Below are 23,708 nucleotides of genomic sequence, written 5' to 3' on the forward strand. Positions count from 1 at the left end.
GAAATTCTTGGTGGGAAACAGCCCGGAAAATGGAGAGATTTTTGGATTCCGAATCCAAAAATCAGCTGACCCAGCGCTAGAAATCATCGGATTTCTCGTGATGTGTCAGTGGTGCTCCATTTTCCGGGCTGTTTCCCGCCTAGAATTTCTTAGATCCGCGGCCGCGTTTTTGAAAGGACATGGATGTTCTCCGGGAGGTTTTCGGCTATCCCTTTATGGAGCGCCCCCATCCGCCCCGGGACTAAAGCCCGTTGCTAAATCCCGATTGACTTTATTGAGTTGATATGTTACATTAAGTGTATTAGTTGAATTAGTACACTTCACACACCAACCATACAGGAGGTTCGCATGATAAACATTGATTATCAAAGCAGGACGCCCATCTATGAGCAGATTGTCGAACGTTTCCAGATGCTCATTCTAAAAGGCGTATTAAAACCAGACGACCAGATGCCCTCCGTTCGCTCCCTTGCATTACAGCTGTCCATTAATCCGAATACGATCCAGAAGGCCTTTGCCCAGCTGGAACAGCAGGGTTATATTTATCCGGTTAAGGGGCGGGGGAATTTTGTTTCCGGCAGCGGTCAGCTGGCAAAGCAGAAAAAGCTGGCATTTTTTGAGGACTTAAAAAAACTGATTTTCTATGGCAGGGAGATGGGAGTCACCCGCGAAGAATGCAGTAAAATAATTGACCAGCTTTATCAAAAGGAGGTTCTGCATGATTGAATTAAAAAATATAGACAAAACATTTCAGAATATCCATGCAATAGATCATGTTACCGCATCGATCAGCGAGGGGATGATCTTTGGACTGGTGGGCAGCAATGGAGCAGGGAAAAGTACTCTTCTGCGCCTGATATCCGGGATACTGAAACCAGATGACGGGGCTCTTCTTGTGGACGGACAGCCCGCCTACGAGAATCGGGAGGCCAAAGAGAATATCTGCTTTCTCTCTGATTCTGCCTATTTTTTTCCCAATGCGACACCCGCGGTCATGCGGGATTACTACGCGATGGTCTATCCACAGTTTGACAGCAAGGCATTTGACAGTCTCTCAGAAAAGCTGGACATTACACTCACCAGGAAACTGAATACATTTTCCAAGGGCATGAAAAAGCAGGTATCCCTGCTGCTCGGCCTATGCACTGGGACAAAATACCTGCTCTGTGATGAGACATTCGATGGACTGGATCCGGTCATGAGGCAGGCAGTAAAGAGCCTGTTTGCCGCAGAGCTGATGCAGCGGGATTTTACTCCGGTCATTGCCTCCCATAATCTCCGGGAACTGGAGGATATCTGCGACAGCATCGGGCTGCTGCATAAGGGGAAGCTTCTGCTCACCCAGGATCTGGATCAGATGAAATACCATGTCCATAAGATCCAGTGCGTCCTTCCAGACGAAGCCAGGGAACAGCAGCTTCTTCAGGAACTGACGGTCCTGCAGTACGAGAAATCCGGTTCTCTGATGCTGATCACAGCAAGGGGAACAAAGGAAGCGCTTCTCAACTGTGTTAATTCGAAGGCTCCTGTATTTGCAGAAATACTGCCATTAACTTTAGAAGAAATCTTTATCAGCGAAACGGAGGTAGCCGGCTATGACATCAAAAATCTCATACTTTAAATTTATAGAATCCGACATTAGGCGCCGGGGATGGCTTGCCGCCCTGAGTGCGGTCCTGCTGTTCCTCATCCTTCCGGTTTATACGCTTCTCTCAATCGACAGTATAAAGAACCAGCCATGGTACAAGGCCGGCAGCGGGGATTTCCAAAGTTGGGCTTCAGGAACATTTCCCGGGTTTTTTAACGGTTCCACTAACCGCTATTTTGCTGTATTGATCGTGATCCTGGCTGTTCTTTGTGCGGTAACCGGATTCTCCTATCTGCACTCCAGAGACAAGCAGGACTTTTATCATTCCATGCCGGTCAGGCGTGTACAGTGGTTTGCAGTCTCATACTGGGGCGGCCTGATTATTTTTCTGGTACCCTATCTGCTTTTCGCATTGTCCACACTGCTGATAGGTCAGGCGCACGGAATACTGAACAGGGACATATTGCTGACCTCGTTTACCTCTGTGATGGGAGGCATCCTAGGCTTTTTGATCTGTTATCACACCAGTATTCTGGCCATGTTCCTAACAGGACGCGTTGTTACAGGAGTTCTTGCTTCATTTGTCCTGCTTATATACGGGAACATTATTATGTTCCTTATGGGAGGACTTGCCTCTAAATTCTTTCATACCTGGACCAGCAGTTCCCCCGCCAATCTACAGGAGATCGTGGAATATATGACACCAGCCACCCTATATTTTCGGACATTGCGTACGACTACCCTGCGGCCGTCGTCTCCGGCTGTCCTGATCTGTGCAGTTCTGTGCGCGGTCATACTGATCGCAGCTGCTCTTTTGATCTATAAATATTACCCGGCAGAGGCAGCTGAAAATGCACTGGCCTTTTCCAAATCAGCCCCTGTCATCAAGATCCTGATCGCCGTGCCAACTGCATTATTTATCGGCCTGTTTATCGATTCCTTCAGCGCCGGCAGCGGCTCACGGTGGATTATTTTCTTCAGTATACTTACCGTAATTCTGCTCTGTCTGCTGATTGAATTCATATACCACCAGGACATCCGGCAGATACTGGCGGGAAAAGCGTCAACCGCCCTTTCCCTTTGTGCCGTAGCGGTAATTCTGTGTATCCTGCAGTTTGACCTGTTCGGATATGACACTTATCTGCCCAAAGAGAAAAAGCTCGCCGAAATGTCCGTATTCACTGATAATTTTTCCGGGTATTTCGACTATCCGGAAAACTATGAAGGAGTCCTCTATGACCATCTGAATGCCCCGGCCGCAGCCATCACCGATTACGAGACACTGTACCGTCTGTCAGAAGAAGGCATAGAGAACCTGAAGCAGGGGATCACACCCCAACTCATTAATCTGGGAGACAGCTCCCAGGATGCTGTCGTTGTCACAATGCGTTTTGGACTCACGAACGGGAAAAATATTTACCGGCAGTATGCAGTAGACAAAACAGCGCTTTTGAATGCAATGAAACAGGCCTGTGAGAGTGAATCATACCGAAAAGAGCTCTTCCCTGTCTTCCATCTGAACCCGGAAGACATCCTGGGTATTTCTATGCAGGATATCTATTACAAGGCCGATTCACTATCCTTAAGCAGGAAAGAACAAAACCAGCTTATCGATGCCTATAAAGAAGACGTCCAGAACGCAGATATTGCAGAACTACAGAACGAATCCCCATTGGGTGAACTTATCGTAGATCTCCCCGACAAGTATGCTGCTGAACCCGTAACCGGAAAAAGCGTGCATAAAATTCAGTTAGGCCAGTTTTATGTCTATCGTTCCTATACAAATACACTGCGCCTGCTGGAGGAACACGGATACAAATTCCGAACCGAAATTAGTCCCGATGACGTTGCACTGATGACCTACTATCCGAATGAAGGCACAGACGATGTATATACTCAAAATGCTGGCCTTGGTTATTCAACCATAGAAAAGCAAAAATCATCCTATGATTATTCCTTCGGAGACGGAATCCCCGTCACCAGTCCTGAAGAAATCCAGAAACTTCTGGATCAGATCAGCTATGACGAATGCAGCGGACTACTTGGAAACTATAAGACCACAACAGGATCCGTAGAAATCACCCTTAACGGAAAGGCTTATCCCAATACTTATGCGGTTTATGGAGAGTGAGGGGGGTGGCAAAAGGGCCGCTGCGTGGAAGTGGAGCAGGGCTCTCCTGGATACGGTATTAGGGCATAAGTGCCGCTAATCAAAATCGGAGCCGGCATGTTGAACATCGCAGACACTCACGAGAATTCTGATGAATTCTCGCTGCGGGTCTGCTTTCTTCCAGGCCTTGTGGGCCTGGAAGAAGTTCACATGCCGGCTCCGATTTTGATAAAGCGGCACTAATGCCCTAAAAGACGCATCCAGGAGAGCCCTGCTCCACTTCCACACAGCTGGTCGCATCCTGTCAGAAGTTACCGTCACTTCCCGGGTGGGAACGCAGACGGGAGAGGCGAATTGTGCTTCACTGTTGATACCAAAGTCTCCCCAGTAGTAATGCACATCTCCCATCAGTTGCCTACATCTCACATCCATAATCCACGCCTCCCGTCAGTTGCCTGCAGCACCCATTCGTAATCTACGCCTCCCATTTGTATCCTACATCTCCCCCCCCCCGCAGCCGCCAAAGCCACTCCCCAGACAGGCGTCCCTCCCCCATTACATCAAAAACCTCATCCAGTTGAAGGGGGTCAGGAGTTTTATGCGGTTTTCACGGCTTTTACTTATTTTCTGCCTTGTGACTCCATCCGGGATGTTGTATGTCCCGTCAGGCAGTGCCTGCACGGAATCGTCTTCGTAGCTTTTCATGTATCCTCTAAGCTGCTTCGTTACCTCTTTGCTGTCTATCACAAGCATCAGCTCTGTATCCAGGTAGGCACTTCTCATGTCCATGTTGAAGGAACCTACGATTGCCAGATCGTCTCCGATTGTGATGCTTTTCCCGTGATAGGAAATTCCGCCTTCGTATTCATGGATTTCCAGTCCGGTATCTAAAAGTTTTCCTTTATTTTTCCTGTAATCCGAGGCGCCGAACGGGTTCCCGTTGTTGGCTACGGAGTTGGTCATTAAAAGGACATTTTCGTTAGCTTCACAGACCGATTCAAACTCCTGATACATCCAGTCATTGCAGATGATGTATGGCGTGTGGATGGCGATTTCTTCCTCGGTGTCCTTCATCAGGCTGGTCAAGGCATAAAACAGCGTTGGCTCTTTGGCGTATACGTGGGTCGGATTGATCAGAAGGGTAATCTTCCCAGTCTCAAAAGTCATGGACTGATAATCTGGTTTCTCTTTTAATGCCGGATTGTTTTTTATGATCTCCTGGTATCTGGCTTCCAGCTCTTCTTTGGCACGGGTAACGTCTTTGGCACGCACCCTCCAGGAGGTGGTGCTGAACTTCTTACATACATCCAGATCCCATACGGAATCAAAATAGGATTCCAGCTGATGTATGGAACTTTCATCATCGGGATTTCCTGTGTAAACCAAGACATCTCTGTCGTAATTCTTATATCCGTTGTCCCCCAGGAAATAGTCGTAGGTGTTCCTTCCGCCCAGCATATATAGGTCATCATCCACGATCAGATATTTATCATGAAGACGGCCCATGCTCTTCCATGGCGTCAGCAGGTTAATCCGGTTATAAATCCTGACCTCTACATTTTTTTCCGATGAGAGCGCGTAAAAATATTCATTTCCATCCATCTGCTGAAATGCGGAAAACCCGTCTACAAGAACCTTCACATCCACGCCCCGCCTGGCAGCATGGATCAGAGCGGCAATGACATCTTTACCGCTCTGATCCGCATGAAAATCAAATGTTGAAAGGATAATCCTGTTCTCTGCCTGTTCCAGCATCTTCAAACGTTCTTCCAGTCCGTCCACATTATCCTCTATGATACATGCCCTGTCACTGCATACCGTATCTGAGTAGCAGTCCGCCGCATCAAAAGATTTTTTGTATTCCCTGCTTACCTTTGGCTGCCGGATATAAGATATGATTGTCCCCAAAAGGACATACAGAACAAATACCAGAATACCCATGATAAGGTATCTGATTTTAAAATGTTTCCTGTTTCTTCTGCCTTCCATTGCTGTTTTTCAGCCTGCGGCGGCATAATGGCCTCATACACAGACTGAGTACTTCCCTCCTAATAATAATTTACTTTGACTTTTTTTCCCATCTTACTGACTACGGACTCCAGCTGCTCTATCAGATTCATCCGCACACTGAGGTCAAAACTCAATTCCGAGTTCTGGTGTGCCTCATTCACGGCAGTCCCCACGAAGAGATTCAGCTCTGTGCACTCTTCGATCAAGATCTTTGCAAGCCGGGATGCACCGTTATTGGCATCCAGTTCATCGAAGAACTCCACGTCAAATTCATCCTTCACATACCGTTTCAGCAATTTCAGCGCCTTGCCCAGGGTCAGCACACCTTCTGTCACCAGATCCAGCCCTTCTATCGTTGCCATAGGGGGCACGTTGGGATCATTGTAATCCACTTTGGTGATAATATCTTTCCTGAGAACCCTTGCGGCAATATTGGCGCTTGTCCCGCCGCATACGATTTTCCGGCCTTCTTTATGCATAAATTCATGCATCAGTTTTTCATCGTCTTCCTTGCTCTTTGGAGGCCCTGTAAATATATTCACCACTCGCCGCTCGATCACCCTGGCCACTGCCACCGTTGTGTCATCGCCCGGTTTCTGGACATAGAGGTCATCGCATGCTTGGCTCAGAAGGGCAGCCAGCCTGGAAGCCGACATCGTTTTTTTCGTGCACTGCAGGGTATACTCCGCCATGCTCTCCCAGGTCCACCCCTGCAGGTTCAGTATCTCACCCGCGCCGGCATAGATCACGCCGTCGCTCATCAGTACAAAGCAGTCATTCTGCTGAACCTTAAAACGGTATTCGTGGATTTTCTTTCCCTCAATCACCCTTTCCTCGTAGGGATAGTTTACAATTTTCTTGTCCCGGATAAATACACAGGCCGGATTATCGTATTCCACCAGATAGGCGTCTCCATTGCGGAAGATCTGCAGGATACTGAAAGTCGCATATGCTACCTTCCTCACCTGGCAGATCGGAAGTGTTTTGGCGATTGTCGCCACACAAGATTCTATGGCCGCGCCTTCGAACAGCATTGTCCTGAGTATCTTGGATGTCAGTGTTGCGAGAATGTTAGCTTTCACACCACTCCCCATTCCGTCCGCAAGAATCACAATGTCGGAGTCTTCCGTCTTTAAGATCTCCACTTTATCGCCGCACAGTTCTTCGTGGTGCTTATTCAGGCTCTTCCATGCCACGTCTATACTTACGCTCATATCATTCCTCCCCTTCATTGAGGATAGAATCCCGAAGTTTTGTCAGCGTCACCTTTGTCTCTGCTGTTGTCTCACCGAGCAGACCTGCAATCTCCTGGGCAACCATCATCTGCTTCTCAATGACCTCCTGCGCCATCTTAACGGTCTCCACTTTCAGGAAATAATGCTGCTCCTTGATCTTCTCCTCCCTGGTTACATCCTGAAAAGTCACAAGCACGGAATCCAGGTTTTCAATATAAACGATCGTCTCCTCCGCAGTCATTCTGCCGTGTTCCAGCTGGATCTTCTTGTGGATCACGGGCTCCCTGGTGCGCAGTGTCTCCTCAATATCCTCTGCCTCTATGAATTCGAAAATGTAACGCTGAACGGCCTCATCCCTGCCCACTCCGAGCAGTTCCTGGGCCTTTTTATTACATTCCCTGATCTTCATACTGCTGTCTATAATAAAAATCATATTCGGCGTAACATCCATCACCACATTGGACATAGACTCCGCCTGCGTCAGCGCATACGGCATGCACATGGACAGTTCTGCCTTGTTCTGATAAACGGCGATCGCTTTATCCCTGCAGGTAGGATAACCACATGCTCCGCAGTTCAATTCGTCCTCCTCGGAATATTTCCCGGTAGACTTCAGAATATCCCGGATCTCTTCATCCGTGGGGATACGGTCCGTCAGATGATTGTCCTCAAATGCCTTTGCCAGTTCCTGCGTGCTCATATCTGGCAGGTCCCTGGCCGCCTTATAAGATACCTCATTTTCAATCTTTACTTTCGCCTTCACATAAGACGTATTCCACCTTGCGGATGCCGGGCCCTTCGCGCATCCCCCTTCACAGACATTTGCCTCAATAAAGCAGTGCTCCAGTTCTCCCCGCTGCAGACACTCCAGCATCTCCATGCAGTTTGCCAGCCCGTCCACATAGACTTTATGGTATGTATCGGCCTCCTCCTCGGTCACAACGGACTGAATTACGCCTCCGCTGATTGGATACATGCGGTTAACCTTTGGATCCGGGTTGCCCATGGGCTTATCCTCGCAAGCATAGATGTCGATTCCAGCCTCATCCAGCCAGATCGCCAGTTCTTCAAAAGTAAGAATTGCATCAATCGCTCCAAATACTCTTTCATCCCCGATTGCCTCCTGTTTCTTCGCAATACACGGCCCTAAAAATACCACTTTCACATCGTCTCCGTACAGCTTTTTTATATAACGTCCGTGTGCCACCATAGGTGATACCACCGGCGCCAGCAGATCCACGCAGTCAGGATAATACTTTTCTACCAGATCATTAACACTCGGACAGCAGGTTGTAATTATATTAGGCATCTTATTTTCCCGAATGATTTTTTTATACTCATTCGTCACCATGGCTGCCCCTTCAGCCGTCTCCCTGACCTCTGCAAACCCAAGTTTCAAAAGAGCATCCACAACCTGTCCCGGCCGTTGAAATTCCAGTACTCCCATATAAGACGGAGCAATCGAAATAATTGTTTTAAACCCCTGCCTCAGATACCCCTTCACCCGATCCATATCGCTGGCAAACGTCTTTGCATTCTGCGGACAGATCTCCATACACCGGCCGCAGTTAATACAGTGGTCCTTCAGAATATGCGCCTGCTCATCCCGTACGGAAATCGCCTTCACCATACAGTAGCGCACACACTTGTAACAGTGCCTGCATTTCGCATCCTTAAAATCAATCACTCTCATGACTTCTAAGCTCCTCTCGTCTCAAAACATTTCTGAAACCATTCTACCACTGATCCCTCCAAATATCCATAAATTTTAGTGAATGACGGGAGGAATGAACGGATGGGGGGAGGAGGCCGCCTGTGGAAGGAGGGACTTGTGCCGGGGGGCGGGAAACTTCCTTCCCCCTTTCTGCAGGCGGTCCGTTTGCCAAGTGTCACTAGATAAAAACCGCCGCCAGGGGGGGAGGCGCCAAAGGCATTCCCCCCGCAATTCTGATGAATTGCGCGGCTCAGGCCTTTTTAAAAGATGCTTTGGTGAGCATCTTTTAGCCTCCCCCCTGGCGGCGGTTTTTATCAAGTGACACTACGGCGCACTCTATGCCTATCAGAAAGGGGGAAGGAAGTTTCCCGCCCCCCGGCACAAGTCCCTCCTTCCACAGGCTGGGTGCATCCAGACGGTTGAATGCTGTTCATGGGGAGTTTAACGGGGCCGGTGGATCCTTTTGGATACGCGTAAAGCCCTCCTGTAGTCAATTATAACGCACCCCTTACGATACCGTCCCACCCAGGCCCGCACCATCCGCATCTCCCGCCTTAATCTCCCCTCCGAGGGGGAACGCTCTTTCCTGCCGGCCGGATGCGCCCAGCTAAGTGAAAGGTGAGCCGGATCCCCCTGTGGGGCTGTGCATGCTATTTTTGTACCCTTAGAGAGCGCGATAGAATCCGTAAGAGAAAAAACAGGGAACCTGGAGGGCAGAATTTGTTTTACCAAAACAAATTCTGTTGCCGCCTGCGGCTCAAAATCATCAAGATTTTGGGCCAAATGCGGCAAGTCCCTCCAAGTTCCCTGTTTTTTCTCTTACGGATTCTTAGCAAGCGGGCAGGATACAGAAATGGCATGCACAGCCCCACAAGGGGACCCGGCTCACCTTTTACTTAGCGTCCCGTCTACTCGCTAAAACGCTCCTTAGTTGATACTTCTCTTTACATAGCTTGTATGCAGTATATGATGTGCCTTTTCACTTCCCGGTTCTCCAAGGAACTCCTCATAGAGTTTCTTGATGGACGGGTTGTCATGTGATTTTCTGATAGTTTTTGCTTTGTCATTATCATACAGTGCCTTTGCACGGATAGCTCTGACATCTTCATAGTTGCGTACGTCTGCATGTACCTGAGGCTGTCCGCCTCCGTTTACACATCCGCCCGGGCAGCACATGATCTCGATAAAGTGATAGTCTGCCTCCCCTGCACGTACTTTATCCATAATCTGCTTTGCGTTGGACAGTCCGGATGCTACTGCTACTTTGACATCCATTCCTGCCACATTGTATGTAGCCTCTTTGATTCCTTCTGTACCGCGGACCTCGTTGAAATCCAGGCTTGCAAGTTCTTCGCCTGTCAGGGTCTCAACTGCGGTACGCAGCGCTGCTTCCATAACGCCTCCGGTTGCTCCGAAGATAACACCCGCACCTGTGGACTCTCCTAACGGATCGTCGAATCCTTCGTCCGGCAGGCTTCTGAAGTTGATTCCGACTTTGCGGATCAGACGGGCAAGTTCTCTTGTGGTGATTGAGATGTCTACGTCAGGTACTCCTGCTGCATCCTGGTCGTCACGGTTGATCTCGAACTTCTTCGCCGTACATGGCATTACGCTGACACATACGATGTTCTTCGGGTCTATGCCCATCTTCTCGGCATAATATGTCTTTGCGATAGCGCCGAACATCTGCTGTGGTGATTTGCAGCTGGACAGGTGTTCCAGCTGATCCGGATAGTAGTGCTCACAGTATTTGATCCATCCCGGTGAACAGGAGGTCATCATCGGAAGCACTCCGCCGTTCTGTACACGATCGAGGAACTCATGTGCCTCTTCCATGATGGTAAGGTCTGCACTGAAGTCTGTATCGAATACTCCGTCGAATCCGATTCTTCTGAGTGCCGCCGCCATCTTGCCTTCCACGTCTGTTCCCATCGGATATCCGAATTCTTCTCCAAGGGCAGCTCTTACGGAAGGAGCCGGCTGAACGATGACATGTTTGCTCTCATCCGCAATTGCAGCGAGCACGTCGTCGATAAAGTCTTTTTCATATAAAGCACCAGTCGGACATGCGGTGATACACTGGCCGCAGGATACACAGCTTGTTTCCGCCAGGCCCATATCAAACGGTGAGCCGATAAATGATGCGAATCCTCTGTTGTTTGGTCCAATTACTCCTACGGACTGTACTTTTTCACAGACAGCTGTACATCTTCTGCAGAGAATACACTTGTTATTGTCACGGATCATATGAGGTGCACTGTCATCCAGCTCAAACTCCGGTGATTCTCCTGCAAAATAATTTTCATCTTCCACGCCCAGTTCCTGACAGAGCTCCTGAAGCTCGCACTTTCCGCTTCTGACGCAGGACAGACATTTTTTATCATGATTGGAAAGAATCAGTTCCAGCGTACGCTTTCTCGATGCAATCAGTTCCGGAGTGTTGGTCAGGACCTCCATTCCCTCATTGATCGGGTGTACACATGCTGCAACCAGATTCCTTGCGCCTTTTACTTCTACGATGCACATACGGCAGGCGCCGATCTCGTTGATTTCCTTCAGGAAGCACAGCGTCGGGATCTTGATCCCTGCGATATGTGCCGCATCCAGAATCGTAGAGCCTGCCGGTGCACAGACATCTATGCCATTAATTTTAATATTTACATTTTCCATAGTCTCTATCCTCCATTACTCTTTGTAAATCGCACCGAAACGGCATTTTTCCATACAAGCACCGCACTTAACACATTTTTCAGGGTTAATCATATGTGGTTCTTTTACGCTGCCAATGATTGCATCAGACGGACAGGTTCTTGCACATAAGGTACACCCTTTACATTTATCAGCATCAATCTTGTAGTGGAGCAGGTCTTTACATACTCCTGCCGGACATTTTTTGTCTACGATATGTGCGATGTATTCGTCCCTGAAGTAATGAAGCGTGGAAAGTACCGGGTTCGGCGCTGTCTGCCCCAATGCGCACAGGGAATTGGATTTCAGGTGGTAGCACAGTTCTTCCAGCTTATCCAGATCTTCCATAGTAGCCTGGCCCTTCGTGATCTTCTCCAGGATCTCCAGCATACGTCTTGTGCCGACACGGCATGGCGTACACTTACCACAGGATTCGTCTACTGTAAATTCCAGGAAGAACTTCGCGATATCTACCATACAGTTGTCTTCGTCCATAACGATCAGACCGCCGGATCCCATCATGGAGCCGATCTTGATCAGGTTATCATAGTCGATCGGCACATCAAAGTGCTCGGCCGGAATACAGCCGCCGGATGGTCCCCCTGTCTGGGCTGCTTTGAACTTCTTGCCGTTCGGCACACCGCCGCCAATCTCTTCTACGATCTCACGGAGCGTGGTTCCCATTGGAATCTCCACAAGACCAGTATTGTTAATCTTACCGCCGAGAGCGAATACTTTTGTACCCTTAGACTTTTCCGTACCCATGGATGCAAACCATTCCGGGCCGTTCACGATAATCTGCGGGATGTTCGCATACGTCTCAACATTATTCAATATGGTCGGCTTCTCGAACAAACCTTTCAGCGCCGGGAATGGCGGACGAGGTCTTGGCTCCCCTCTGTTGCCCTCGATAGAAGTCATAAGAGCCGTTTCCTCACCGCAGACAAAGGCGCCTGCGCCAAGTCTCAATTCAATATCAAAATCGAAGCCGCTGTCGAAAATATTTTTTCCTAGCAGGCCGTATTCTCTCGCCTGTCCGATCGCGATTTCGAGGCGTTTTACTGCGATTGGGTACTCAGCACGCACATAAATGTAACCCTGTGAAGCACCGATCGCATAGCCTGCGATTGTCATAGCCTCCAGAACTACGTGTGGGTCGCCTTCCAGTACAGAACGGTCCATGAATGCACCCGGATCTCCCTCGTCGGCATTACAGCAGACATACTTCTGATCCGCGTCATTTGCCGCCGCAAATTTCCACTTCAAACCCGTCGGGAAACCGGCGCCTCCGCGTCCTCTAAGGCCGCTGTCCAACAGGATCTGGATGACATCTTCCGGTGTCTTTTCCGTCAGTACGGTACCCAGGGCCTCATATCCCCCCGTACCTATGTATTCTTCGATATCCTCCGGATTAATAACACCGCAGTTTCTCAAAGCGACTCTCTTCTGTTTCTTGTAAAATTTTGTCTCATTCAGAGGAAGAATCTTGTCTGTCTTTGTTGTCTCATCATAAAGAAGACGGGTAACTACCCTTCCCTTTAACAGATGTTCGGATACAATCTCCGGAATATCGTCTTCCTGTACCATGGAATAAAAGGATCCTTCCGGGTATACAATCATGATCGGTCCCAGCGCACACAGGCCGAAGCAGCCGGTTTTTACAACACCGACTTCATCAGCCAGGCCCTGGGCTTTGATCTCTTTCTCAAGTTTTTCTATAATTCTCGGGCTTCCGGAGGAAGTACAACCTGTTCCACCACAAACCAAAACGTGCGAACGATACATAATCATCAGCCTCCTTTATTTTTTCTCAACACTCTTCTGTACTGCACCCAATGTATACTTTGTTACGACCTGGCCGTCCAGAAGATGCATTCTTAATACTTCCAATGCCTTTTCCGGATTCATCTTTACATATGTAACTTTCTCCTTGCCTGGTTCCATGACCTCTACGATCGGCTCGTACTGGCAGAGTCCAATGCATCCTGTCTGTGTTACGTTAATATTGTTAAGGCCCTGCTCCTGAACAGCATCGGAAAGAGCTGTCAGCACTGGTCTTGCGCCGCTTGCGATTCCGCAGGTAGCCATGCCGACCACCACTCTGATCTGGTCTTCGCTCTCTGCGCGGACGCCGACTTTACCCTGCATTTTTTCTCTAATTGCGCGTAATTCTTCGAGAGATTTCATATATTTCCTCCATTCTTATTTTCAAAATCATCTATATATCCGCTCCCTGGTCTGCCTCAGCCTTATTTGACTCGAGAAATTCCTTGATAAATCCGGAAACCTCCAGACTTGAGAAAGAAATATCTTCCCCCAGAATCTCTCTGATCTCACGAGTATCCAGAACAAACTCACTGTCATTATACCGGTAAGTATAGATGAATCGAATCTGTTCATTGAAAACAACCAGTGTATGTATGGTAGAACTAATATCCCCGAGCGGCATTCTGTCTATATGTGATAATCCAAAAACAGCGGTTACCACTGTTCCCTTTCCTAATTCCGACATAATGGAGAAGCTCCCTCCTGTACTCTCTGCAGCCTGTTTGAAAAAAGGCACTCCCAAACCTACTCTTCTCGTAGTCCTAGTCGTGTAAAATGGGTCCTGCACCTTTTCTACCTGTTCTGCAGACATACCGCATCCGTCATCCTTGATTACAACGGTGAGCGTGTCCTCCTCTGTCTGCACAGAAACCCCTATTTCAATAAGTGATGCTCCTGCACGTACAGAATTTTCAGCAACGTCCAATATGTTCAGAGATATTTCCGGCATCATAGGCTTATTCGTATTTTGCTAAAATGTCGTCAATATCATCCACCGTCAGACGGCCGTATACTTCGTCATTGACCATCAAAACCGGAGCCAGTCCACAGGCGCCTACACAACGGCATGCATCCAGTGAAAACTTGCCGTCAGGCGTACATTCCCCGCCAACAATGCCAAGTTTTTCCATGAGCGCATTGTAAATATCCCCGGAGCCTTTGACATAACAGGCAGTTCCGAGACAGACGGAAATCTGATATTTTCCTTTGGGGTTTAATGTAAACTGGGAATAGAACGTAACAACTCCGTATATCTTTTCCAAAGGGATCCCGGTTTCGTTAGAAATGATTGTCTGTACCTCTATTGGAAGGTATCCATAGATATCCTGGGCTTTTTGAAGAATCGGCATCAAGGCGCCTTTTTCATCCTTCAGCTCAGCTATCACTTTTAATAAAGATTCTTCTTGTTCCTTTGTTCCTGTAAACGGAACGGTTTGTTTCTTCGCGAGCATCGCTTAACCTCCATTCTTTTCTTTGGGTTTATACCCATATTATAATACCATGAGATATGACAAAATTCCAGAACTATTTACGTTACTTTTTGTTCATATTTGCCGATAATTATTCTCATTATTACTAATATTCACGAAATCGGGATTTAGTGACGAGCTTTAGTCTCGGCACGGATGGGGGACGCCAAGCGAACTGTAAGCGGTCAGGATTTTAAACCGACCATACAGGCCGGAGGGCTTGCCGCTTACAGTTCGCTTGGCTGGTTCATCCGACCGGTAGGCAAAGACTCGTTCCTAAGGTGGAGCCCGAGACGGGGGAGGCGGATGGAATTGGCTATGCGTATCATGCATCTTGATTAAATGGATTTTAAGGCTTTTATGTATGGGAGCTTTGTGACTGTTTTTGACAAATACTATTTATTTAGTAACGATTATCATGTGTAACTCCATATGTTTTTTTCTTATGTATTAATGCATTTTATTAATGAACCATACAATTTTTTTGTAGTCCAGTATATTCACGGGTAACAAGGCGATCTAACACTTACACCTATATAAACGAATCACCAATTCTGTTCCATCCGTTGCTACCGTACGAGGGCCCCTCCGGGGAATGAGCTCTTAACTACCGTTTGGATGCAACAGCTCCCGGACTCACCTTGTCATTCGCGTCCGCCATCCGTCAATGAATCTAAAGCTCGTTAACTAACTCCCGATTGCTTTTTATAGGTACAAATGCTATACTAAACCCATGATTTTACCTGATATCTTCTTGGGTTAATACTTTATTTTCAGAATTTAGGAGGGCTTATGACAATAGGGGAAATGAAGAAATTGCTGGATGCCGACATTCTGTTCGGCGAAGAATTATTGGATTTGGATGCAGAATTCGTTTTTTCATCTGATATGATGAGCGATGTCCTTGCCTTTGCCGATCAGTGCTCTGTCCTGATTACCGGACTGTGCAATCCGCAGGTGGTCAGAACGGCGGAGATGCTGGACATTGCCTGTATTGTATTTGTACGCGGCAAGATGCCGGATGAGAATATCATTGCACTGGCCCGCGGCAAGGGAATGGCTATTCTGGCCACCAAGCATTTTATGTTTACAACATGTGGGATCCTGTACGAACACGGACTACGGGGAGGTGCCTGAATGGATGAATTATTGACATTTACTTATACGATCTCCGGGGATGATTTTACCCGTGCCGGGGAGGCCAGCAGCGCCATTAAAAACAAACTGAAGATGCTGGGAGTGAATGCTTCCGCTATCCGCAAGGTCGCCATCGCCATGTATGAGGGTGAGATCAATATGGTGATTCATGCCAATGGCGGAGAAATCACCGTTACAATCTCGGATACTGAGATCACAATGGTCCTTGCCGATGTGGGGCCTGGTATCGAGGACATCTCCAAGGCAATGCAGGAGGGGTACTCTACTGCGCCGGAGGAAGTGCGTTCTCTCGGTTTTGGTGCCGGCATGGGACTTCCGAATATGAAGAAATATTCGGATGATTTTCACATAGAATCTGTGCCCGGAAAGGGCACTACTGTTACCATGAAGGTATTTATCTAACCGCACAGCCGGATTTATGAATCACTGTAACGAAAGGAGCTGTCATGGACAAATTTATGCGGTCTGTCCGACTCAAGGAAGACCTCTGCCAGGGCTGTATTAATTGTATCAAGTATTGCCCGACCCAGGCAATTCGTGTACATAATGGGAAAGCCCATATTATCGATAAGTTCTGCATAGACTGCGGCAGGTGTATCCGTTACTGCCCGCACCATGCAAAGATACCAATATATGATTCCTTAAATGTTTTGAACGATTACAAATACACTGTTGCACTGCCCGCGCCGTCACTCTATTCTCAGTTCAACAACCTGACTAATGTGGACATTATACTGAACGCCCTGCTTAAACTGGGGTTTGACGACGTATACGAGGTCAGTGCGGCGGCGGAGCTGGTCTCCGAAGCTTCCAGGGAGTATATGAAGGAACATGAAGACGAAGGGCCGTTCATCAGTTCCGCCTGTCCGTCCGTGGTCAGGCTGATCCGGGTGAAGTTCCCCTCCCTGCTCTCCAAGCTGCTTCCGATCAAACCGCCAGTAGAGGTTGCCGCCGAGATAGCCAGGGCGCGCGCCATAGAGAAAACGGGGCTGCCTTCCGAGGATATCGGGATCATCTTTATCTCCCCGTGCCCCTCCAAGGTTTCTTATTCTAAAGCGCCTCTGGGAATCGACAAGAGCAACATTGATAAAGTGGTTGCCATCAAGGATGTCTATCCGCTGCTGCTCCCGCATATGAGCCGGGACGAATCACAGCTGGAGCCGCTCTCCAATTCCGGCAGGATCGGGCTTGGCTGGGGCAATGCCGGCGGCGAAGTGGGCGGTCTTCTGATCGACAGCTATCTGGCGGCCGATGGTATCGTCAATATCCTTCGAGTTCTGGAAGAGATTGAGGATGAGAGGATTCACGGCCTGAAGTTTATCGAACTCAGTGCCTGCAACGGCGGTTGTGTTGGCGGCACCCTGACCGTGGAAAACGCTTATGTGGCAACTACCAAGACGAAACGCCTGCTGCGCTATCAGCCCGTCTCCAAAAGCCATCTCTCCAGCCATCCTGAGCTGAAAAGCGTACACTGGGATGATGATGTGGAGTATGAACCGGTCTTCCGTCTTGGCAACAGTTTCAAGGAAAGCCTGGAAATGATGAGCACGGTGGAAGAACTGACCAAAAAGTTCCCGGGGCTGGACTGCGGATCCTGCGGGGCGCCCACCTGCCAGACTCTGGCAGAAGATATCGTAAGAGGAGCTGCAACCAGCAATGACTGTATCTACGTACTGAGAGAACATATTTCCAGTCTCTCAAAAGAGATCGATTTTCTTTCCAAAACATCCAATTTGACCTGTAACTCTGATGATGACAACGCCAAGCTGCTTCATGAGTACATACATAAGCTCACGGCAGAACTGGATGCATTCGGAGTTCCGCAGAGGCATAAAAATAAGAGGGAGGAATAAAGTATGAAACTACAGGCTGTATTAGAGATACCCGGATGTAAGGTGCTGGTAAAAGGGGATCCGAAGCGGGAACTGTCCAAAGTATTCTGCTGCGACCTGCTCAGCATCGCTATGAGTAAGGCCCCGGCAGACGGTGTCTGGGTTACGGTAATGGGGAATAAGAATACACTGGCGGTTGCCTCTCTGACGGAGACCGCCTGCATCATCCTGGCGGAGGGTGTTGGACTGGACGAAGGGACGCTAAAACAGGCAGAAAGCGAAGGCATTGCCGTCCTGACCACGGAACTTCCGGTTTTTGACATGGCTCTGGAAGTTTATGAAGCAGGATTATCATGATTCCGTTATATTATGACCTGCATCTCCACTCCTGCCTCTCCCCCTGTGGAGATGATGACATGACTCCTGCCAATATTGCAGGTATGGCTTCCATCAAGGGCCTGGACGTTATCGCCCTCACGGATCACAACAGCTGCAAAAACTGCCCCGCAGCCATGGTTCACGGCAGAGAATACGGTGTCATTGTCATTCCCGGAATGGAGCTGTGCACAGCTGAGGAAGTTCACGTCATCTGCCTCTTTCCCGCACTGGAGAATGCCCTTGCATTCGACGGATATGTGTATGAACATATGCTTCCCATTAAGAATAGGGAAGCGATATTCGGCAAACAGCAGATCATGGACGAGAAGGACAAAGTAACGGGTACGGTGGAGAATCTGCTGATTAATGCCACGGACATTACGTTCGACGATGCTTTTTCCCTGACTGCGTCCTATGGCGGCATCGCCTATCCGGCCCATGTGGATAAGAGTTCAACGAGTGTCCTCTCCAACCTGGGATTCGTCCCGCCAGACAGTACCTTTACCTGTGCGGAGTTCCATGACCTGAAAAACCTGCACAGAATACAAAAAGAGCATCCGTACTTCTTACAATGCAATATCGTAAGCAGTTCAGATGCCCACTATCTCGGGGATATCCGGGAACCGGAATATCAGATTTTTTCGGAATCGAAGGAGATTCCTGACATACTAAATGCGCTTCAGACAAAGGCGTAGGAAACGGATGCAAGGAATACGGGCAGATTGGCTCTATTCCTTGAACCGGTATCCTACGCCTACTTCTGTCACTATAAACCGGGGTTCTGCAGGATTCTTCTCAATCTTTCTGCGCAGCGTGGCCATGAATACCCGGAGTGTACCGGCCTCGACGCCTTCACCATACCCCCAGATCTTTTTTAATATATAGTTGTGGGTCAGTACTTTTCCGCGGTTTGAAATAAGCAGCGTCAGGATCTTATACTCGATAGGAGTGAGGTGGATCTCCTCTCCGTCCACCTGGACACTTCGTTTCGTATAGTCTACGGTCAGATAATCCTGATGAAACATTTCCTGAGCGCTGTCAGGCGCCATCTTCTCCATCTTACGCATGGCAACCCTGATTCTCGCCATCAGTTCTCCCATATAAAATGGTTTCGTAACATAATCATCGGCCCCTGCATCCAGTGCCTGTATCTTTTCCTGCTCTTCCTGCCTTGCAGATACGACAATAATCGGAGTGTTGGACAACTCCCTGACATGCTTAACCACCTCCAGGCCTTCCCCATCCGGAAGCCCCAGATCCAGCAGGATCATATCCGGCTGGTTTGCGTAGAAAAGGCTGATTGCCTCCTTTACCGACTTCGCGACATAATAGCCGTATCCCTCATCTTTTAATGTCATACTCATGAAATTTACAATATATTTGTCATCTTCAACAATTAAAATTGTCTTTTTCTCGTTCATCTATACCACCCGTTCATGATTCGTTACTATTTTCTCGCGGCCTGTTAACAGGTTCCCTTATTCTGCAATTCTTGCTTCCAGCCAGAAGGTAAATCTGGCGCCGCCCTCTCTGCGGTTTTCTGCCCATATCCTGCCGCCGTGGGCTTCCACCACCTCCTTGCAGATTGCAAGGCCCAGGCCGATTCCTCGTTTTCTGTCTGTGCTTTTATCCGAAAGTGATACGAATTCATCGAAGATCTTTTCCTTCATCTCCTCTGCGATTCCATCGCCATCATCTTTCACGACAAAGTAAACCCTGTTTTTCCGGTAGGAAACATCCAGGGAAATGCTTCCCCCGTCCTGCGTATGCTTCACCGCATTGTCCAGAAGATTCACCAGGACCTGCATGATCATCTTCCCGTCCATATCCGCTACAACCACACGGTCAGGCAGGGACACTCTGAAATCCCTTCTGCTTTTCAGGCCGATCACATGCTTCTGCACCTCATAGACAATATCGTCGATGACCTCCTGGTGTTTTTCGATGAACTGCTGTCCACTCTCGATCCGGGTCATGCTCAGTACATTTTCCATCATCTTCATCAGCCACATAGATTGTTCTATAACATCCCGCAAAAGTTCGTCCCGTGTCTGTCTGTCCATAGTCTGGTTCTCGATCATCAGGCTGCAGTCACCCATAATCCCTGTCAGGGGTGTCCGAAAGTCATGGGAAATACTGCGCAGCATACTGCTCTTCATATGTTCCCGCTGCACCTCCAGTTTGGTCTGCTCCTGTTCCGCATAGATCAGTTCGCGGTCCAGCGCGATTCCAATCTGGTTGGCCGCCGTTTTCACCAGCATCTCCGCTTCCGCCGCCAATCCCTGTTTGTGGTTGAATACCTTTAAAGTCCCCAGCTGTCTGGCCATACCGATGATCGGGAACATCAGGTAGTCCTTGGAAGTGTACTCATTGCCAGACCCGGCGGGAATTGTCTCCCCTTCCAGCTCTACAATACTTTCATATCCCGTATGCTCATAAATATAGTGGATTCCCAGCTGGATAATATTATCTTTGCCGGTTACATTGATGAACTTTTCGGACATCTCATAGAGTCTCAGCGCCGTCTCCTCACTGCCCTGGGCAATTACCAGCTGTTTCTGGAAGCGGGCCGTCAGGCTGGAGGATATGCAGGCTGTAATCAGAAAAAAGCCCATCAGCGCCACATCATTCGGATTCATAATCGCGAAGGTGTGTACCGGAATCGTAAAAAAATAGTTGAACATCATAACGCTTACAATAGCGCCTATGATGCCATACTCATACCCTTTTGTAAATACACTGATCAAAAGCACAGCCACCATAAATACCATCAGCCCGTTTTCCTTTTCCACACCGAACTGATTAAGCAAAAGGCAGACCAGACTGGCAGACAATACGATCAGTATTGTCCGCAGTGCATAAATAAGCTTTATATTTTTTGCAAGATTCCTGATCGCCTTTCCCATTCCGTCCATGGCTGCCTCCTTGTTCCCGTGCCCAACCGCAGGGTGTGAGCAATAACTTCTTCTGGATTACTGGCTCACTGATTCCGTACTATCATAACACTTTAGCGGATATTTGCCAAGATTCTGTCGATGTCCTTTTTCAGCCCCACCACCATTAGATGATCCTCTCTTTTCAGAATCCGCTCCGCATGAGGAAGCAGCTGCAGATGTCCGTCCTTCTTGATACCCAGAATACTGACGTGGTATTTAGAGCGTATAGCCAGCTGGCGGATGCTCTTCCCTACCCACTCCTCGACCGGTGGAATCTCAAATATGGAATACCCCTCCGTCAGTTCGATATAGTCAAATACATGGTTGGCGCTGTGTTTTACCGCCAGCCGTTCTGCAATATCCCGATCCGGGTAAATGACTTCGTCCGCTCCGTTACGCAGGAGGAACTTTGCGTGAATATCTCTGTTGGCCTTGCTAACCACATATTTTGCCCCCATTTCCTTGATCAGGCTGGTTATCTCCAGGCTGCTCTGGAAATTAGAGCCAATACATACAAAACAGATATCAAAATTCCCGATGCCAAGGCTCCTCAGTACATCCTCATTTGTACAGTCTCCCACCTTTGCCATCGTGGCGTAAGGGAGAAGGTCCTGCATGCATTCCTCATTCCTGTCAACAATCATCACTTCATTCCCCAGCTGAGACATATTAACACACAAATGATGGCCCAGCCTGCCCAGTCCAATAATCAATACTGATTTCATAATATTCACCTCTGCCTATCCTATCATTATCTTTTCTACCGGCGCCTTCACGGGCGCCTCTATTTTGTGCCCTCTAAGAGAAAGGGCAAATGTCATGCTGCCGATTCTTCCGCAGTACATCAGGAAAATCAACACCAGCTTAGAGACAGTCTCCATGTCCCTTGTAATACCGGTGGACATTCCCACTGTTCCAATAGCCGACACCACCTCGAATGCAACATCCGTCATTGCCGCTGGCTGTACAGTTACAATAACCAGAACCGCCAGGATCACTGCGAATAAATTAATGCACAATACCGCACTGGCTTTCCTGATGGAATCCTCATCCAGCCGTCTTCCCAGGATATTACAGTGCATTTCCTTCCGCAGATTGGCGTGTACATAAATTAGGAGTACCACAAATGTGGTTGTCTTAACTCCTCCCGCCGTTGACCCCGGACTCCCTCCTATAAACATCAGGATCGTAGTCAGAAGCTTGCTGCTGTCGGTAAGTGCAGCCGTATCCACTGTATTGAATCCGGCCGTTCTTGCGGTCACTGATCCGAACAGTGAACATAACACCTGATTCCCAAAAGGCATGCCGGCAATGGTATTATTTTTTTCAAAGAAAAAGAGCAGCGCCGCTCCTCCAAAAATAAGTATTGCTGTCGATATCAGTACAATTTTAGTGTGCAGCCGGTATTTACGGAACTTCAGCTTATTTACCGAAATGTCATTCCAGACAAAAAAACCGATTCCTCCAATGACAATCAGACTCATAATCACCAGATTCACAACAGGGTCATTATAATATTTAGTAAAGGAAGAGTATGCCCCGCTCTCCCCCATCAGATCAAAACCGGCGTTACAGAAAGCGGATATGGAATGAAAGACTCCAAAGTATACCGCTTTCCCCAGGCTCATCTCCCGGCTGAATCTGACCGCCAGGATCAGAGCCCCCATTCCTTCAAATATCGCAGTTCCGACAATAATCTTTTTAGCCAGCCGTACAATTCCGCCCACCTGCATAATATTGACGCTCTCCTGGAGCGTCCCTCTTGTCCAGAGGCCAATCTTCCTCCGCAGGAGAATTGCGAAGCATACGCCGATGGTCATAAATCCCAGACCGCCAATCTGTATGATACACAGAATAACACACTGTCCGAATGTGGACCAGTACTGAAAAGTATCCGCGATTACCAGTCCGGTCACGCATGCAGCAGAGGTAGAGGTAAACAGCGCATCCGTAAAGGGGGTGTATACCCCTGCCTTCGTTGATACAGGCAGCATCAGGAGCCCTGCCCCCAGAAAAATGATAATACAGTACCCCAAGACAATCATCTGCGTCTGGGTCAGTCGTTTTGTAAACAGTTTCATGCCGCACCAACCTCATTTTCCATGGCCAGCAGCTCCAGCCGCTGCAGCAGTTCTTCTTTTTCTGTAAATACATTGATGTGTGACTGCCTGTAAAGCTTCATGTTGCTTTTCTCATTACATATGCTGAACATCTGCACGCCGGGGTACATTTTATGGAACAGATTGCATACCGACAGGTTATCAATATCGGATCCTGAGACTGCGGCCAGATAGTTTACCTTCTTCCAGTTCTTGTCAATATAAATGCTTTCCAGATAAATCGGACGGATACCTGCTTTTTCAAACCATCCTGCAATTTTTTCCTCCTCGCTGCTCTTACCGAATATGACTGCATATTCTTTTTTCCTGTTTTTCTTCTGGAGTTTCTTTTCCTCATCCATGAAATTATCAATGCCCCTCATCAAGTAGAGGCCGTACAGCATTCCCGCTGTTACTATGATTCCTAAAATAAGATTCGTCAACATAACTATCACCCTCTTTTCTTATCTCTATCATAATACTTGGCGCGTTTAGGCGGTGATAAAATTAAATTGAATTGTATTAAGATTGTGTTTAGGAAATCGGGAGTTAGTTAACGAGCTTTAGACTCGTTGATGGATGGAGGACGCGAATGACGAGGTGAGTCCGGGAGCTGGCGGGGCAATGTCTGCTGGTGAAATGTCCTGACACTTCACCAGCAGAC

At 48.3% G+C, this 23,708-nt stretch carries 22 protein-coding genes; 8 read left to right on the forward strand and 14 right to left on the reverse strand.

Features of this window, described 5'->3' with window-relative positions; translation table 11 throughout:
- The first annotated feature begins 348 nt into the window (after positions 1 to 348).
- Genes GKG43_RS20770 through GKG43_RS20780 form a run of 3 tightly spaced genes read left to right on the forward strand, consistent with a single transcriptional unit; the run spans position 349 to position 3,719 of the window.
- A complete protein-coding gene (locus GKG43_RS20770) occupies positions 349 to 726 on the forward strand; it encodes a GntR family transcriptional regulator (protein ID WP_050639862.1) in 378 nt (125 codons plus the stop codon).
- Positions 719 to 1,621, forward strand: a complete 903-nt coding sequence (locus tag GKG43_RS20775) for an ATP-binding cassette domain-containing protein (protein ID WP_129879790.1) — start codon at positions 719 to 721, stop codon at positions 1,619 to 1,621. Before GKG43_RS20770 ends, GKG43_RS20775 begins: the two co-directional genes overlap by 8 nt.
- Positions 1,596 to 3,719, forward strand: coding sequence for a DUF6449 domain-containing protein (locus tag GKG43_RS20780; RefSeq protein WP_129879792.1), 2,124 nt, complete (start codon positions 1,596 to 1,598; stop codon positions 3,717 to 3,719). The genes GKG43_RS20775 and GKG43_RS20780 overlap by 26 nt, the downstream gene beginning before the upstream one ends.
- Before the next feature lie 75 nt (positions 3,720 to 3,794).
- Here GKG43_RS20780 and GKG43_RS20785 read toward each other — a convergent pair whose 3' ends face one another.
- The 9 genes from GKG43_RS20785 to GKG43_RS20825 all read right to left on the reverse strand — a co-directional run bounded on the left by GKG43_RS20785 (position 3,795) and on the right by GKG43_RS20825 (position 14,623).
- Positions 3,795 to 4,130 carry a hypothetical protein gene (locus tag GKG43_RS20785; protein ID WP_154253331.1) on the reverse strand — a complete coding sequence of 112 codons (336 nt, stop codon included), beginning with the start codon at positions 4,128 to 4,130 and terminating at the stop codon, positions 3,795 to 3,797.
- A 123-nt stretch (positions 4,131 to 4,253) separates the two neighbouring features.
- Positions 4,254 to 5,687, reverse strand: coding sequence for a phospholipase D family protein (locus tag GKG43_RS20790; protein WP_129879794.1), 1,434 nt, complete (start codon positions 5,685 to 5,687; stop codon positions 4,254 to 4,256).
- 59 nt (positions 5,688 to 5,746) lie between these two features.
- A complete protein-coding gene (locus tag GKG43_RS20795) occupies positions 5,747 to 6,922 on the reverse strand; it encodes a SpoIIE family protein phosphatase (protein WP_129879796.1) in 1,176 nt (391 codons plus the stop codon).
- 1 nt (position 6,923) lies between these two features.
- Positions 6,924 to 8,636 carry a [Fe-Fe] hydrogenase large subunit C-terminal domain-containing protein gene (locus GKG43_RS20800; RefSeq protein ID WP_129879798.1) on the reverse strand — a complete coding sequence of 571 codons (1,713 nt, stop codon included), beginning with the start codon at positions 8,634 to 8,636 and terminating at the stop codon, positions 6,924 to 6,926.
- A 948-nt stretch (positions 8,637 to 9,584) separates the two neighbouring features.
- Entirely contained in the window at positions 9,585 to 11,327 is a 1,743-nt protein-coding gene (locus GKG43_RS20805; RefSeq protein ID WP_129879800.1) for an NADH-dependent [FeFe] hydrogenase, group A6, read from the reverse strand.
- A 15-nt stretch (positions 11,328 to 11,342) separates the two neighbouring features.
- Positions 11,343 to 13,130 carry an NADH-quinone oxidoreductase subunit NuoF gene (gene nuoF / locus GKG43_RS20810; RefSeq protein WP_129879802.1) on the reverse strand — a complete coding sequence of 596 codons (1,788 nt, stop codon included), beginning with the start codon at positions 13,128 to 13,130 and terminating at the stop codon, positions 11,343 to 11,345.
- 15 nt (positions 13,131 to 13,145) lie between these two features.
- Positions 13,146 to 13,532, reverse strand: a complete 387-nt coding sequence (locus GKG43_RS20815; protein ID WP_025657131.1) for a (2Fe-2S) ferredoxin domain-containing protein — start codon at positions 13,530 to 13,532, stop codon at positions 13,146 to 13,148.
- 31 nt (positions 13,533 to 13,563) lie between these two features.
- Positions 13,564 to 14,124, reverse strand: a complete 561-nt coding sequence (locus GKG43_RS20820) for an ATP-binding protein (RefSeq protein ID WP_025657130.1) — start codon at positions 14,122 to 14,124, stop codon at positions 13,564 to 13,566.
- A gap of 4 nt (positions 14,125 to 14,128) precedes the next feature.
- Positions 14,129 to 14,623 (reverse strand): NAD(P)H-dependent oxidoreductase subunit E, encoded by a 495-nt coding sequence (locus GKG43_RS20825; RefSeq protein ID WP_025657129.1) that lies wholly within the window; start codon positions 14,621 to 14,623, stop codon positions 14,129 to 14,131.
- Between the two features lie 810 nt (positions 14,624 to 15,433).
- On the opposite strand from GKG43_RS20825, the gene GKG43_RS20830 reads away from it, so the two are divergent.
- From GKG43_RS20830 to GKG43_RS20850, 5 genes are read left to right on the forward strand one after another with little or no spacing between them, the layout of a single operon-like run.
- Positions 15,434 to 15,778, forward strand: a complete 345-nt coding sequence (locus tag GKG43_RS20830; protein WP_025657128.1) for a DRTGG domain-containing protein — start codon at positions 15,434 to 15,436, stop codon at positions 15,776 to 15,778.
- On the forward strand, positions 15,779 to 16,201 hold the full coding sequence (locus GKG43_RS20835) for an ATP-binding protein (RefSeq protein WP_025657127.1): 423 nt from the start codon (positions 15,779 to 15,781) through the stop codon (positions 16,199 to 16,201).
- Between the two features lie 44 nt (positions 16,202 to 16,245).
- The gene (locus GKG43_RS20840; protein ID WP_025657126.1) at positions 16,246 to 17,652 is read left to right on the forward strand and encodes a [Fe-Fe] hydrogenase large subunit C-terminal domain-containing protein; all 1,407 of its coding nucleotides are present in this window, start codon (positions 16,246 to 16,248) and stop codon (positions 17,650 to 17,652) included.
- 3 nt (positions 17,653 to 17,655) lie between these two features.
- The gene (locus tag GKG43_RS20845) at positions 17,656 to 17,988 is read left to right on the forward strand and encodes a hypothetical protein (RefSeq protein ID WP_025657125.1); all 333 of its coding nucleotides are present in this window, start codon (positions 17,656 to 17,658) and stop codon (positions 17,986 to 17,988) included.
- Positions 17,985 to 18,704, forward strand: a complete 720-nt coding sequence (locus GKG43_RS20850; protein ID WP_129879804.1) for a PHP domain-containing protein — start codon at positions 17,985 to 17,987, stop codon at positions 18,702 to 18,704. The genes GKG43_RS20845 and GKG43_RS20850 overlap by 4 nt, the downstream gene beginning before the upstream one ends.
- 33 nt (positions 18,705 to 18,737) lie before the next feature.
- Here GKG43_RS20850 and GKG43_RS20855 read toward each other — a convergent pair whose 3' ends face one another.
- From GKG43_RS20855 to GKG43_RS20875, 5 genes are all read right to left on the reverse strand, one after another.
- Positions 18,738 to 19,430, reverse strand: a complete 693-nt coding sequence (locus tag GKG43_RS20855; RefSeq protein WP_129879806.1) for a response regulator transcription factor — start codon at positions 19,428 to 19,430, stop codon at positions 18,738 to 18,740.
- Positions 19,431 to 19,487: 57 nt separating this feature from the next.
- On the reverse strand, positions 19,488 to 20,924 hold the full coding sequence (locus GKG43_RS20860) for an ATP-binding protein (protein ID WP_025657122.1): 1,437 nt from the start codon (positions 20,922 to 20,924) through the stop codon (positions 19,488 to 19,490).
- Between the two features lie 92 nt (positions 20,925 to 21,016).
- Positions 21,017 to 21,670 carry a TrkA family potassium uptake protein gene (locus GKG43_RS20865; RefSeq protein WP_025657121.1) on the reverse strand — a complete coding sequence of 218 codons (654 nt, stop codon included), beginning with the start codon at positions 21,668 to 21,670 and terminating at the stop codon, positions 21,017 to 21,019.
- Between the two features lie 15 nt (positions 21,671 to 21,685).
- Positions 21,686 to 23,026 (reverse strand): TrkH family potassium uptake protein, encoded by a 1,341-nt coding sequence (locus GKG43_RS20870; protein ID WP_129879808.1) that lies wholly within the window; start codon positions 23,024 to 23,026, stop codon positions 21,686 to 21,688.
- Entirely contained in the window at positions 23,023 to 23,490 is a 468-nt protein-coding gene (locus GKG43_RS20875; protein ID WP_129879810.1) for a hypothetical protein, read from the reverse strand. The genes GKG43_RS20870 and GKG43_RS20875 overlap by 4 nt, the downstream gene beginning before the upstream one ends.
- Between the last annotated feature and the right edge of the window lie 218 nt (positions 23,491 to 23,708).

Origin of the sequence: Eubacterium sp. BIOML-A2, assembly GCF_009680135.1 — a bacterium.
GTDB classification, from domain to species: Bacteria; Bacillota; Clostridia; order Lachnospirales; family Lachnospiraceae; genus Faecalicatena; species Faecalicatena contortus_B.

Coding starts and splice junctions, on each gene's coding strand:
- GKG43_RS20770 (WP_050639862.1), top strand. CDS start 349: ATGATAAACATTGATTATCAAAGCAGGACGCCCATCTATGAGCAGATT.
- GKG43_RS20775 (WP_129879790.1), top strand. CDS start 719: ATGATTGAATTAAAAAATATAGACAAAACATTTCAGAATATCCATGCA.
- GKG43_RS20780 (WP_129879792.1), top strand. CDS start 1,596: ATGACATCAAAAATCTCATACTTTAAATTTATAGAATCCGACATTAGG.
- GKG43_RS20785 (WP_154253331.1), bottom strand. CDS start 4,130: ATGGATGTGAGATGTAGGCAACTGATGGGAGATGTGCATTACTACTGG.
- GKG43_RS20790 (WP_129879794.1), bottom strand. CDS start 5,687: ATGGAAGGCAGAAGAAACAGGAAACATTTTAAAATCAGATACCTTATC.
- GKG43_RS20795 (WP_129879796.1), bottom strand. CDS start 6,922: ATGAGCGTAAGTATAGACGTGGCATGGAAGAGCCTGAATAAGCACCAC.
- GKG43_RS20800 (WP_129879798.1), bottom strand. CDS start 8,636: ATGAGAGTGATTGATTTTAAGGATGCGAAATGCAGGCACTGTTACAAG.
- GKG43_RS20805 (WP_129879800.1), bottom strand. CDS start 11,327: ATGGAAAATGTAAATATTAAAATTAATGGCATAGATGTCTGTGCACCG.
- nuoF (WP_129879802.1), bottom strand. CDS start 13,130: ATGTATCGTTCGCACGTTTTGGTTTGTGGTGGAACAGGTTGTACTTCC.
- GKG43_RS20815 (WP_025657131.1), bottom strand. CDS start 13,532: ATGAAATCTCTCGAAGAATTACGCGCAATTAGAGAAAAAATGCAGGGT.
- GKG43_RS20820 (WP_025657130.1), bottom strand. CDS start 14,124: ATGATGCCGGAAATATCTCTGAACATATTGGACGTTGCTGAAAATTCT.
- GKG43_RS20825 (WP_025657129.1), bottom strand. CDS start 14,623: ATGCTCGCGAAGAAACAAACCGTTCCGTTTACAGGAACAAAGGAACAA.
- GKG43_RS20830 (WP_025657128.1), top strand. CDS start 15,434: ATGACAATAGGGGAAATGAAGAAATTGCTGGATGCCGACATTCTGTTC.
- GKG43_RS20835 (WP_025657127.1), top strand. CDS start 15,779: ATGGATGAATTATTGACATTTACTTATACGATCTCCGGGGATGATTTT.
- GKG43_RS20840 (WP_025657126.1), top strand. CDS start 16,246: ATGGACAAATTTATGCGGTCTGTCCGACTCAAGGAAGACCTCTGCCAG.
- GKG43_RS20845 (WP_025657125.1), top strand. CDS start 17,656: ATGAAACTACAGGCTGTATTAGAGATACCCGGATGTAAGGTGCTGGTA.
- GKG43_RS20850 (WP_129879804.1), top strand. CDS start 17,985: ATGATTCCGTTATATTATGACCTGCATCTCCACTCCTGCCTCTCCCCC.
- GKG43_RS20855 (WP_129879806.1), bottom strand. CDS start 19,430: ATGAACGAGAAAAAGACAATTTTAATTGTTGAAGATGACAAATATATT.
- GKG43_RS20860 (WP_025657122.1), bottom strand. CDS start 20,924: ATGGACGGAATGGGAAAGGCGATCAGGAATCTTGCAAAAAATATAAAG.
- GKG43_RS20865 (WP_025657121.1), bottom strand. CDS start 21,670: ATGAAATCAGTATTGATTATTGGACTGGGCAGGCTGGGCCATCATTTG.
- GKG43_RS20870 (WP_129879808.1), bottom strand. CDS start 23,026: ATGAAACTGTTTACAAAACGACTGACCCAGACGCAGATGATTGTCTTG.
- GKG43_RS20875 (WP_129879810.1), bottom strand. CDS start 23,490: ATGTTGACGAATCTTATTTTAGGAATCATAGTAACAGCGGGAATGCTG.